Genomic DNA, 12,824 nt, shown 5'->3' on the forward strand with positions numbered 1-12,824 from the left:
GGAACGGATGATCGACGCGTACGAGGATCCGGGCGAACCCGACCGCCGGGGCGGTGGCCGCTTCCTGTGGTGGCTGGTGCGATGTCAGCCGGGACGGTCGGTCGCCGGGGCCCTGCTGGGCAGTGCGTGGATGATGCTGCTCGCGGCCACGCCGTACCTGCTGTCCCGGGCGATCGACGAGGGGCTGGTGCCGGGTGACTATCCGGCGCTGGCGGGCTGGACGGCGGCCCTCTTCGGGGTCGGGGCGTTCAACGCCTGGCTGGGCCTGATGCGGCATCGCACGATGACGCGGGTGCGGATGGACGCCAACTTCCGCACGGTGAAGGTGGTCGTCGACCAGGCGGTCCGCCTCGGCGCCGCGCTGCCCCGCCGGGTGGGCGCCGGGGAGGTCGTCACGATCGGCGTGGGCGACGTCCAGACGATCAGCATGTCGCTGACGGTCGTCGGGCCGGGCGTCGGCGCGGTCGTCGCCTATCTGGCGGTCGCCGGACTCCTGCTGTCCGTCTCGACTTTGATCGCCGCGGTCGTGCTGCTCGGCATCCCGCTGATCGTCCTGGTCGTCGGCCCGTTGCTCACCCGCCTGCAGGGCGCGGAGACCGAGTACCGGGACCGGCAGGGCGTCCTGACGGCCCGGATCGCCGACCTCGCCGGCGGCCTGCGCGTCCTCAACGGCCTCGGCGGCAAGGGCCTGTTCGCGGACGCCTTCCGCAACGACTCCCAGCACCTGCGCCGCCAGGGCTACCGCGTCGGCGCGGTGACCAGCTGGGTCCAGGCACTCGGCGTCGGCCTCCCCACCCTCTTCCTCGCCGTGGTGACCTGGCTGGCGGCCCGCCTCGCCGCCCAAGGGGACATCAGCATCGGCGAGTTGGTGTCGGTGTACGGCTATGTGGCCGTGCTGGTCGCGCCGGTGGGTTTCTGGGTGGAGTGCGGCTACCAGATCAGCCGCGGCCTGGTCTCGGCCCGCCGAGTGGTCCGCTTCCTGCGCCTGGACCCCCTGGAGGACACCGGCACCCGGGACGCCCCCGCAGAACCGTCGACTCTCCATGACCCGGAGTCCGGCGTCCGCATCCGCCCGGGCCACTTCACGGCCCTGGCGGGCGCCCGCCCGGCGGATGCGACGGCAGTGATTGATCGCCTGGGCCGATACGCCCCATCCAGGGCAACCTGGGGCGACATCCCCCTCGACCAGATCGCCCTCCCCCAGGTCAGACAACACATCCTGGTGGCGGACCACGACTCCACCCTGTTCACAGGCCAACTGCACGACTTGATCACCGGTGCGGGCACGCCCCCAAGGGGCGCGGGGAACTGCGCGAGCAACCACGGAGCACCCGCACCCGCCGACGAACAATCTGTGGCACTCCCTACGGCGCACATCATGCAGGCCATCCACACAGCGGTAGCCGACGACATCCTCCACGCCCTCCCCGACGGCCTCGACTCCCACATAAACGCCCAGGCCACCAACCTCTCCGGCGGCCAACGCCAACGCATCCGACTCGCACGGGCGCTGCTGGCCAACCCCGAGATCCTGCTCGCCGTGGAACCGACGTCCGCCCTGGACGCCCACACAGAGGCACGCGTGGCCGAACGTCTCAAACAGGACAGACAAGGCCGCACGACCGTGGTCACCACCACCTCCCCCCTCGTGCTGGACCACGCAGACACGGTCTACTACCTGGTGGACGGCAAGGTCGCGGCCGCCGGAACCCACCACACACTCCTGGCCGAAGACCCGGGCTACCGAGCCCTCGTCGCGCGGGACGCCGACGCCGAGGAGACCGTGGGATGACAACAGCTCAACTCCCCGTAGCCGAGCGGAAAGACGTACGCCGAGCCATCACCCGCCTGATCCGCGGCGACACCAAGGCATTCGCCGCCGTCCTCGCCCTGAACGCCCTGGCCGCAGCCGCCGGCCTCGTCGGCCCCTGGCTGGTCGGCCGCATCGTCGACGACGTCCGCGCCGGCGACGGAGTACGCGCTGTGGACCGCCTGGCCGTGTGGATCCTGCTCTGTGCCGTCGCCCAACTCCTGCTGGCCCGCTGGGCACGCTATGCAGGACACCGCTTCGGCGAGCGCGTCCTCGCCCGCGTCCGCGAGGAGTTCGTCGACCGCGCGCTCGCACTGCCCGCGGCGGTCGTGGAACGGGCCGGCACCGGGGACCTGACGGCGCGCGGCACGGCGGACGTGGCGACGGTCGGCACCACGCTGCGTGACGCGGGACCCGAACTGCTCATCAACGGCGTGCAGGTGCTGTTCCTGATCGGCGCGGTCGTCGTGATCGACCCGCTGCTCGGGGTCTGCGGGCTGCTCGGCCTGGCCGGCACCTGGCTCGCCCTGCGCTGGTATCTGCGCCGCGCCCGCGACGGCTACCTCGCCGAGGGCGCGGCCACCTCGGACGTCGCCGAGATCCTCGCGGCCACCGCGTCCGGGGCGCGCACGGTCGAGGCGCTGCGGCTGGAGAAGCGCCGGATCGCGGCGAGCCGGGACGCGCTGGAGGTCTCCCGGCGCACCCGGATGTACACGCTGTTCCTGCGCTCGGTGTTCTTCCCGTCGGTGGACGTCTCCTATCTGATCCCGGTGACCACGGTCCTGCTGGTCGGCGGGGTGCTGCACGGACAGGGCACGCTGAGCCTGGGCGCGGTGGTGACGGCGGCCCTGTATCTGCAACGGCTGAGCAACCCGCTCGACGAGATCCTGATGCGGATCGAGCAACTGCAGAGCGGCGGCGCCTCGTTCGCCCGCGTGGAGGGCCTGGCACGGGCTCCGCGCGCGGTGCCGGCCGACTCCCCGGCCCCGTCCGGCGACCGGATCGACGTGACGGGGGTGCGGTACGCCTACGAGCGCGGCGGCGAGGTGCTGCGCGGGGTCGATCTGACCGTGCGCCCTGGTGAGCGACTGGCGGTGGTCGGGCCGTCCGGTGCCGGGAAGACCACGCTGAGCCGGCTGCTGGCGGGCGTCGAGGCGCCGACCGAGGGCACGGTGACGGTGGGCGGGGTGCCGGTCGTCGGGCTGGACCCGGAGCAGCTGCGCCGCCAGGTCGTCCTGGTCACCCAGGAGCACCACGTGTTCCTCGGCACGGTCCGGGACAACCTGCTGATCGCCGAACCGGCCGCCACGGATGAGGAGTTGTGGGCGGCCCTCGCGGCGGTCGGCGCCGACGACTGGGTGCGGGAGCTGCCCGACGGGCTCAACACCGTGCTGGGCGAGGGAGGTTGGCGTACGGACGGCTCACAGGCGCAGCAACTCGCCCTGGCCCGTGTGGTCCTGGCCGATCCGCACACCCTGATCCTCGACGAGGCGACGGCGTTGCTGGATCCGACCACGGCCCGGCACACCGAGCGCGCCCTGGCCGCCGTACTCGAGGGCCGTACCGTCATCGCGATCGCGCACCGGCTGCACACCGCGCACGACGCGGACCGGGTGGCGGTGATGGAGGACGGCCTGCTGACCGAACTCGGCACGCACGAGGAGCTGGTGACGGGAGACGGGGCGTACGCGGCGCTGTGGCGGACCTGGCACGGCGGCATCGGCCCTGGCGGCGGGTCCGTGCGGCCGACCGGCACTGACTCGCCGGTCAGCGGATAGCGACTCCCGGGACCGGCCGGCACTGACTCGCCGGTCAGCGGATGGCGACTGGCGGGACCGACCGAACAACGGCTCCGTATAACGAACATGAACTACCGAACAACGGACGATTTCCGGCCAACCTTCTGACGCGCCCCTGACAGAAACCGCACTCCCCTGGCACGCTTCCCCACGGCCGCTGCACAGCAACCCCACAGACAGCACGAACCAGTGCCGTCTCGTCGGCGGCCGCCTGCACCTGGTTCCGCGTTTGGCCCAGTTCTGCCCGGACGGTCGACCCATCGTCCGGATCTCCCCTGGCCGTGCGACCCGCGGCCACGCAGAAGGAGTCAGTGTTGAGAAGCAGTTCCTCTCGCAGACGCACCTCCCACACAGCACAGCGCCCCACGGCGCACCGTCGCGTCGCCGCCGTCGCCCTGGCCGGCGTGACCGCCCTGCTCGCCGCGGCCGTCCAGTCGGGCGCCGCCTCCGCGGCCCCGGCCGCGGCGCCCGCCGCGTCCAAGGCCCACGCGGCCGTCAAGCTCAGCCCCTCCCAGCGCGCGGAGTTGATACGCGCGGCCGACACGGCCGGTGCGGCGACCGCCAAGGACATCGGTCTCGGCGCCAAGGAGACGCTCGTCCCGCGTGACGTCGTCAAGGACGCCGACGGCACCCTGCACACCCGCTACGAGCGCACGTACGCGGGCCTGCCGGTGCTCGGCGGCGACCTTGTCGTCGACACCGCCAAGTCGGGTGCCACCCAGCGCGTCATCAAGGCGACGAACGCGACCATCAAGGTCGCCGACGTCACCCCGGACATCACCAAGGCCGCCGCCGAGCAGCAGGCCGTCTCCCGCGCCAAGGCGCTGGGCGGAACCAAGGCGAGCGCCGACGCGGCACCGCGCAAGGTGATCTGGGCGGCGAGCGGCAAGCCGGTCCTGGCGTACGAGACGGTCGTCGGCGGTCTCCAGGAGGACGGCACGCCGAACCAGCTGCACGTCATCACCGACGCGGCCACCGGCAAGAAGCTCTTCGAGTACCAGGCCATCAAGAACGGCACCGGCAACACGCAGTACAGCGGCACGGTCACGCTGACCACGACCCAGTCCGGGTCGAACTACACGCTGACCGACGGCGCGCGCGGCGGCCACAAGACGTACAACCTCAACCGGGGCACGTCCGGCACCGGCACGCTGTTCTCCCAGACCACGGACACCTGGGGCAACGGCACCACGTCGAACACCGCGACCGCGGGCGCCGACGCGCACTACGGGGCAGCGGAGACCTGGGACTTCTACAAGAACACCTTCGGTCGCAGCGGCATCAAGAACAACGGCGTCGGTGCCTACTCCCGCGTCCACTACGGCAACGCGTACGTCAACGCGTTCTGGGACGACAGCTGCTTCTGCATGACCTACGGCGACGGTTCCGGCAACGCCCGTCCGCTGACCTCGCTGGACGTGGCCGGGCACGAGATGAGCCACGGCGTCACCTCCAACACCGCGGGCCTCAACTACAGCGGTGAGTCCGGCGGCCTGAACGAGGCGACCTCCGACATCTTCGGCACGGGCGTCGAGTTCTACGCGAACAACGCCTCGGACGTCGGTGACTACCTCATCGGCGAGAAGATCAACATCAACGGCAACGGGACCCCGCTGCGTTACCAGGACAAGCCGAGCAAGGACGGCGCGTCCAAGGACAGTTGGTACTCGGGGATCGGCTCGATCGACGTCCACTACTCCTCGGGCCCCGCCAACCACTTCTTCTACCTGCTGAGCGAGGGCAGCGGCGCCAAGGTCATCAACGGCGTCAGCTACGACTCGCCGACCTCGGACGGCCTGCCGGTCACCGGCATCGGCCGGGACAAGGCGCTGCAGATCTGGTACCGGGCGCTGACCACGAAGTTCACGTCCACCACCAACTACGCGGCGGCCCGCACCGGGACGCTGGCGGCGGCGGGTGAGCTGTACGGCACCACGAGCACCGAGTACAAGGCGGTGCAGGACGCGTGGGCGGCCGTCGCGGTCGGCGCGCGCTCGGGCGGTGGCGGCGGTGGCGGCACCTCGTTCGAGAACACAGCCGACGTGTCGATTCCGGACAACGGGGCTGCCGTCACGTCGTCGATCACCGTGTCCGGGCGGACGGGCAACGCCCCGTCGAACCTGGCGGTCTCGGTCGACATCGTGCACACCTGGCGCGGTGACCTGGTGCTCGACCTGGTCGCCCCGGACGGGACGACGTACCGCCTGAAGAACTCCAGCTCCTCCGACTCGGCGGACAACGTGCAGGCGACCTACACGGTCAACGCGTCCTCCGAAGTCGCCAACGGGGTCTGGAAGTTGAAGGCGCAGGACGTGGCGGCGCAGGACACCGGCTACATCAACAGCTGGAGCCTCACCTTCCCGTAGGCCGCACGGCCCGACCGGTGCCCGCAGGGGCCCCGACGTCAGGGCGCCGTCCCGGTGGTTCGACCCACCGGGGCGGCGTCCTCTTTTTGCCACGCCGATACCGACCGCTGGCTTGCCTTTGACCCAGGTCAGGCCCGTTTACATTCCCGCAATGTTCACCCGACAGACGATTTTGAGCCAACATCACTTCGGGGTCCTGACATGTACGCGCCCCCGATGCCACTCTTCCTCACAACCGCCGCACAACTCACAGCAACCCCGGTCGGGCGCCCCACGCCGGCCGGACTCCCCCACCACAAGGAGCTTGTGTGACCCCCCTCTACGCGCGTCACAAGCGCACCACGCTCGCCATCGCCACCGCCGTCGCCGCCGGAGCCCTGCTCAGCACCGGTCTGGCCGCCGGCACGGCCTCCGCCCAGACCCCGGCGGACTCCACGGGCAAGGCTCAGCTCGCCGCCGCGCCCACCTCGCTGACGGCAGCCGCCCGCACCTCGCTCCTGCAGAAGGCGCAGGCCGACGTCACCGAGACGGCGCAGAGGATAGGCCTCGGCGCCAAGGAGAAGCTGGTCGCCAAGGACGTCGTCAAGGACGCCGACGGCACCGTCCACACCCGCTACGAGCGCACCTACGCGGGCCTGCCGGTCCTCGGCGGCGACCTCGTGGTGCACACCTCCCCGACCGGCAAGGCCGAGGGTGTCACCAAGGCGGTCAAGGCGACCATCAAGGTGGCCTCCGTCACGCCGAAGATCACCACCGCCAAGGCCGAGAAGCAGGCGCTGACCGCCGCCAAGGCCGCCGGCTCGGACAAGACCGCGGCCGACGGTGCCAGAAAGGTCATCTGGGCCGGCGACGGCACCCCCGTCCTCGCCTACGAGACGATCGTCGGCGGCCTCCAGGACGACGGCACCCCGAACCAGCTGCACGTCATCACCGACGCGTCGACCGGCAAGAAGCTCTTCGAGTACCAGGGCATCGAGAACGCCACCGGCACCGGCAAGACGCTGTACTCGGGCACCGTCAGCCTCACCACCACGCTGTCGGGCTCGACCTACACACTGACCGACGCCTCGCGCGGCAGCCACAAGACGTACAACCTGAAGCACGGGACGTCCGGCACCGGGACGCTGTTCTCGCAGACCACCAACACGTGGGGCACCGGCACCGCCTCCAGCTCCACCACCGACGTGACCGCCGCCGCGGACGCCGCCTACGGCGCGCAGGAGACGTGGGACTTCTACAAGTCCACCTTCGGCCGCAGCGGCATCAAGAACAACGGCGTCGGCGCCTACTCCCGCGTGCACTACGGCAGTTCGTACGTCAACGCGTTCTGGGACGACAGCTGCTTCTGCATGACCTACGGCGACGGCTCGGGCAACACCCACCCGCTGACCTCGCTGGACGTAGCGGGTCACGAGATGAGCCACGGCGTCACCGCCAACACCGCGGGCCTCAACTACAGCGGTGAGTCCGGCGGCCTGAACGAGGCGACCTCCGACATCTTCGGCACGGGCGTCGAGTTCTACGCGGGCAACTCCTCCGACGTCGGTGACTACCTCATCGGCGAGAAGATCAACATCAACGGCGACGGCACGCCGCTGCGCTACATGGACAAGCCCAGCAAGGACGGCGGCTCGGCGGACTCCTGGTCCTCCACCGTCGGCAACAAGGACGTCCACTACTCGTCCGGCGTCGCGAACCACTTCTTCTACCTCCTCTCGGAGGGCAGTGGCGCCAAGACGATCAACGGTGTCAGCTACAACTCGCCGACGTCGAACGGCTCCACGGTCACCGGCATCGGCCGGGACAAGGCGCTGCAGATCTGGTACAAGGCGCTGACGACGTACTTCACGTCGACGACGAACTACAAGGCGGCCCGCACCGGCACGCTCTCCGCGGCGGCCGCGCTGTACGGCTCCGGCAGCACGGAGTACAACGCGGTGGCGGCGGCCTGGAGTGCCGTCAACGTGAGCTGACCCGAGGGGGGTTGGCGCGGGGCGGTACCCGGGACGAAGGCATTCCCGGGTACCGCCCTACCCTTGGTTCCCATGCCCCTGACGGACTTCACGTACGACGACGTCGGCGCGACCCGGCGCGTCGGTTTCTGCCCTCCCGGCTTCCACTCCCTGCATGTCCGTACTCGCCTCGGCGAGGGCGAGAAGGTCTTCCAGCGGGCCTCCGAGGCGGTCCTGACCTGGGAGATGCACCGCACGACGGGCCTGGGCATCGACACCACCGCCGAGCGCGCGGCCCCCGACGTCGAGGTCACGGTCACCCTCGCCGGCATGATCAAGGCCCCGTGCCGGGTGGTCTACACGGTCGACGAACCCCGCCGAGCGGGCTGGGCCTACGGCACCCTGAGCGGCCACCCGGAGTCCGGCGAGGAACTCTTCCTGGTCGACCGCACCGGTGACGGCACGGTCTGGCTCACGGTCTCCGCCTTCAGCCGCGCCGCCAAGTGGTACTCCCGAGCGGGCGGCCCGGCGGCGCGCGGACTGCAGAGCGCGTACGCGCGGCGCTGCGGGAAGGTGCTCCAGCAACTGTGCGCGCCGTTCGACGCGGCCTGAGCGGCGGTCGGTGCGACCGCCGCTCGGACCGAACGGCGCGGACCGCTACCTGAGCAACACCCCCGCCCCCTCCACCGCTTCCTCCGACGGCACGGCCACCAGGCCCAACTCCGCGCCGGACGCGAGGAGTCGGTGGGTCGGCAGGATGCGGACCGTGTAGCCGTAGGGCCCGGTGCGGTCCAGGGCGAGGGGGCCCTCGTAGACCCATTTGCCCTCCGCGTCCGGTCCGCCCGCCGGCTTCAGGGGGACGCTCGCCGCGTCGGTGATGCGGTCCTCGGGGTCGACGCGCCCGGAGACGGCCTGGACGTCGACGTCCTCGGGATTGAGGTCGCCCAGTCCGACACGGACGCGCAGTCCGAGGGTGGTGCCGAGCTCCGCGGTGGGTGTGGCGACGGACGTCTCCACGTGGTCGACGGTGACCGCGTGCCAGGCGGCCCGCACCCGCGCCTTCCACGCGGCGAGTTCGCGGGCCGAGGCCGGGTCCATCGCGCGGTGGGCGTGGGCGGCCGGGGTGTAGAGGCGCTCGACGTACTCCCGGACCATGCGCCCCGCCAGCACCTTCGGGCCGAGCAGGGTGAGGGTCTGGCGGACCATCTCGATCCAGCGGTCGGGCAGGCCGTGCTCCCCGCGCTCGTAGAAGCGCGGTGTCACCCGCTGCTCCAGCAGGTCGTAGAGCGCGGAGGCCTCGATGTCGTCCCGTCGGTCGGGGTCGGTCCCGGCGCCGTCCGCGGTGGGGATCGCCCAGCCGAAGTCGGGCTGGAACCACTCGTCCCACCAGCCGTCCAGGACCGAGAGGTTGAGGCAGCCGTTGAGCGCGGCCTTCATGCCGGAGGTGCCGCAGGCCTCCAGCGGGCGCAGCGGGTTGTTGAGCCAGATGTCGCAGCCGGGGTAGAGCTTCTGCGCCATCGCCATGCCATAGTCGGGCAGGAACACGATCCGGTGCCGCACCCGCGGGTCGTCCGCGAACCGCACCAGCTCCTGCACCAGCCGCTTCCCGCCGTCGTCCGCCGGATGCGCCTTGCCCGCCACCACGATCTGGATCGGCCGCTCGGGATGCAGCAGCAGGTCCATCAACCGGTCCCGGTCCCGCAGCATCAGCGTCAGCCGCTTGTACGAGGGGACGCGCCGCGCGAACCCGATGGTGAGGACGTCCGGGTCCAGGACCCCGTCGATCCACCCCAACTCGGCGGTCCCCGCCCCGCGTTGGCGCCATGAGGCGCGCAGCCGCTCGCGCACCTCGTCCACCAGGTGCTCGCGCAGCACCCGGCGCAGCTCCCAGATGTCCTGGTCGCCGATGTCCGCGACCGCGTCCCAGCGGTCCGAGCCGCCGACGGTCATCGCGTCCTCGGTGCGCTGGGCGCCGATCTGCCGCGCCCCGAGCCGGAACACCTCCGGCGCGACCCAGGTCGGCGCGTGCACCCCGTTCGTCACGGAGGTGATCGGCACCTCCTCGGGGTCGAACCCCGGCCAGAGCCCGGAGAACATCTCCCGGCTGACCTGCCCGTGCAGCAGCGACACACCGTTGGCCCGCTGCCCGAGCCGCAGGCCCATCACGGCCATGTTGAAGAGGTTGGGCTCACCGCCGGGGTAGGTCTCCATGCCCAGGCTCAGGATGCGCCCGACGTCCATCCGCGGGAGTTCGGCGTCGGGACCGAAGTGCCGGGCGACCAGCTCGCGGTCGAAGCGGTCGATGCCGGCCGGCACGGGGGTGTGCGTGGTGAACACGGTCCCGGCCCGCACCGCCTCCAGCGCGGCGTCGAAGTCCAGCCCCTGGTCGCCGAGTTCGGCGATCCGCTCCAGGCCGAGGAACCCGGCGTGCCCCTCGTTGGTGTGGAAGACCTCGGGATCGGCGTGACCGGTGAGCCGGCAGTACGTCCGCACCGCCCGCACGCCCCCTATGCCGAGCAGCATCTCCTGCAGCAGCCGGTGCTCGCTGCCGCCGCCGTAGAGCACGTCGGTCACACCGCGTTCGCCGAGGGCGTTCTCCTCGACGTCCGAGTCCAGCATCAGCAGCGGGACCCGGCCGACCTGGGCCAGCCAGATCCGGGCCCGCAGCAGCTTGCCGCCGGGCAGGGCGAGGGAGACCTGCGCGGGCGTGCCGTCGGCCTCCTTGAGCAGCGCGACGGGCAGCTCGTTCGGGTCGAGCACCGGGTACGTCTCCTGCTGCCAGCCGTCCCGGGACAGGGACTGCCGGAAGTAGCCGTGCCGGTACAGCAGTCCGACCCCGATCAACGGCACCCCGAGATCGCTGGCCGCCTTGAGATGGTCGCCGGCCAGGATGCCGAGGCCGCCCGAGTACTGCGGCAGCGCGGCGGTCACCCCGAACTCGGGCGAGAAGTAGGCGACGGCGGCGGGCAGTCCACCGGGCTGCGCCTGGTACCAGCGCTCACCGGTCACGTACTCGTCGAGGTCACCGGCGACCTCGGTCAGCCGGCGCAGGAAGCCATGATCCTCCGCCAGCTCCGCGAGCCGCGTGGGGGAAACACTGCCGAGCAGTCGTACGGGATCGCCGTCCGAGGCCGCCCAGCGCTCGGGGTCGACGGACTGGAACAGGTCGCGTGTCTCGGCGTGCCAGGACCAGCGCAGATTGCGGGCCAGATCGCTCAGGGGCCGGAGGGGGTCGGGGAGAACGGGACGGACGGTGAATCGACGGATCGCCTTCACATTCCACCTCAGCGCAGATCGCTGTGCGGACGCACGGCGGTGTGCGTCTCGACGTCATTGACGACGGTAATGGTTACCCCGGCGTCCGTGTGGCGGACCCTTCCGGATCAAGCGTGCCGATACAGGTCGATCACTCATCGACCGAAAATGAGCGCAACCCTCCCTCTCCACCTCGCTCACCACATAACCGATATGGCCGATTCCGCCCCCATAGGCGTCCTTGTGGGCCTTCCCACCTCACGAGAGGCTCCAAGTGGCGTGCCGCCCGGCCGCCGGGTGCGCCCGGTGTTCCGTGATCGCCGCACGCCGGATCGAGGAGGGGAACTCGAAGCATGGCAAGGACGCGCACATGGCGTCTGCGCTGGGCGGGGGGCCTGACCGCGGTGACCTGTGCCGCCGCGCTTTCGGCCATCGCACCGCCCGCGCACGCCGTCCCGCAGGGGCGGATACTCGGCGCCGGGGAGGCCGGTTCGGTCGGCGGAAGCTACCTGGTGACGCTCAAGGGGGCCACGAAGGCCCCGTCGGCCGCGGGCCAGGACATCGCCGAGCGGTACGGGGCGAAAATAAGCCACACCTACGGCACGGTCCTCAACGGCTACGCGATCAAGGCGAACGAGAGACAGGCGAGGCGGCTCGCGGCCGACCCCGGGGTCGCCGCGGTCGTCCAGGACACCCGGGTCGCGCTCGACGGCACGCGGACCGGCGCACCGACAAACCCGCGGGCCGTCCCGCAGTCCGACCCGCCGTCCTGGGGCCTGGACCGCATCGACCAGCCCGCCCTCCCGCTGGACAAGGACTACCGCGCGCCCGCCTCCGGGGGCAGCGGCGTCACGGTGTACGTCATCGACACCGGCATCCGCGTCACGCACAAGGACTTCGGCGGACGGGCGAGCTACGGCTGGGACTTCGTCGGCGACGACCACGCGGCCGGCGACGGCAACGGACACGGCACCCACGTCGCGGGGACGATCGCCGGCGCGACCTACGGCGTGGCCAAGAAGGCCAGGGTCGTCGCCGTACGCGTCCTCGACGACGCCGGCGCGGGCACCACCGCCCAGGTCATCGCCGGCATCGACTGGGTCACCCGGCACGCCCACAGGCCCGCGGTCGCCAACCTCAGCCTCGGCGGCTACCACAACGCCCAGCTGGACGCGGCCGTACGCACCTCCATCGCCTCCGGCGTCACCTACGCCGTCGCCGCCGGCAACGCCGGCCGGCCGGCCGGCGGCTACTCCCCCGCCGACGTGAAGGAGGCCGTCACCGTCGGCGCCACCGACAGGGCGGACGCACGCGCGGGCTTCTCCGACTTCGGGCCCGCCGTGGACCTGTTCGCCCCGGGTGTCGGGATCGTCTCGGCGTCGAACGCGAGCGACACCGGCCGCGCCACCTTCTCCGGTACGTCGATGGCGGCCCCCCATGCCGCGGGCGCCGCGGCGCTCTATCTGGCCGGCCATCGCAGGGCCTCTCCGGCCCAGGTGTCCAAAGCCCTGGTCAAACTTGCGGTGACCGGAAAGGTCTCCGGACGGGGTCCTGGATCACCGGACGAACTTCTCCAGGTGCCGCCCTCGTAGTGGCAAAGTCCTGTGCTGGTCCTGGCAGAGTCCTGATATCGGCCCCGTTC

At 71.2% G+C, this 12,824-nt stretch carries 7 protein-coding genes; 6 read left to right on the plus strand and 1 reads right to left on the minus strand.

What is annotated here, in order from left to right; genetic code table 11:
* Positions 1–7: 7 nt before the first annotated feature.
* The 5 genes from ACIQI8_RS18755 (at position 8) to ACIQI8_RS18775 (ending at position 8,539) form a co-directional block, all read left to right on the plus strand.
* On the plus strand, positions 8–1,792 hold the full coding sequence (locus ACIQI8_RS18755; protein ID WP_402351423.1) for an ABC transporter ATP-binding protein: 1,785 nt from the start codon (positions 8–10) through the stop codon (positions 1,790–1,792).
* Entirely contained in the window at positions 1,789–3,588 is a 1,800-nt protein-coding gene (locus ACIQI8_RS18760) for an ABC transporter ATP-binding protein (protein WP_402351427.1), read from the plus strand. Before ACIQI8_RS18755 ends, ACIQI8_RS18760 begins: the two co-directional genes overlap by 4 nt.
* 335 nt (positions 3,589–3,923) lie before the next feature.
* Positions 3,924–5,975 carry a M4 family metallopeptidase gene (locus ACIQI8_RS18765; RefSeq protein WP_402351430.1) on the plus strand — a complete coding sequence of 684 codons (2,052 nt, stop codon included), beginning with the start codon at positions 3,924–3,926 and terminating at the stop codon, positions 5,973–5,975.
* A 308-nt stretch (positions 5,976–6,283) separates the two neighbouring features.
* Positions 6,284–7,948 (plus strand): M4 family metallopeptidase, encoded by a 1,665-nt coding sequence (locus ACIQI8_RS18770; RefSeq protein ID WP_402351433.1) that lies wholly within the window; start codon positions 6,284–6,286, stop codon positions 7,946–7,948.
* Positions 7,949–8,020: 72 nt separating this feature from the next.
* Positions 8,021–8,539, plus strand: coding sequence for a DUF1990 domain-containing protein (locus ACIQI8_RS18775; protein ID WP_402351436.1), 519 nt, complete (start codon positions 8,021–8,023; stop codon positions 8,537–8,539).
* A 45-nt stretch (positions 8,540–8,584) separates the two neighbouring features.
* Here ACIQI8_RS18775 and ACIQI8_RS18780 read toward each other — a convergent pair whose 3' ends face one another.
* On the minus strand, positions 8,585–11,203 hold the full coding sequence (locus ACIQI8_RS18780) for a glycosyltransferase family 1 protein (RefSeq protein WP_402351439.1): 2,619 nt from the start codon (positions 11,201–11,203) through the stop codon (positions 8,585–8,587).
* 332 nt (positions 11,204–11,535) lie between these two features.
* On the opposite strand from ACIQI8_RS18780, the gene ACIQI8_RS18785 reads away from it, so the two are divergent.
* Complete coding sequence (locus ACIQI8_RS18785; RefSeq protein WP_402351442.1) at positions 11,536–12,774, plus strand: S8 family peptidase; 1,239 nt, start codon at positions 11,536–11,538, stop codon at positions 12,772–12,774.
* Positions 12,775–12,824: the final 50 nt, after the last annotated feature.

It is taken from the genome of Streptomyces sp. NPDC092369 (assembly GCF_044755245.1).
GTDB lineage: Bacteria > Actinomycetota > Actinomycetes > Streptomycetales > Streptomycetaceae > Streptomyces.

Coding starts and splice junctions, on each gene's coding strand:
- ACIQI8_RS18775 (WP_402351436.1), top strand. CDS start 8,021: ATGCCCCTGACGGACTTCACGTACGACGACGTCGGCGCGACCCGGCGC.
- ACIQI8_RS18760 (WP_402351427.1), top strand. CDS start 1,789: ATGACAACAGCTCAACTCCCCGTAGCCGAGCGGAAAGACGTACGCCGA.
- ACIQI8_RS18785 (WP_402351442.1), top strand. CDS start 11,536: ATGGCAAGGACGCGCACATGGCGTCTGCGCTGGGCGGGGGGCCTGACC.
- ACIQI8_RS18755 (WP_402351423.1), top strand. CDS start 8: ATGATCGACGCGTACGAGGATCCGGGCGAACCCGACCGCCGGGGCGGT.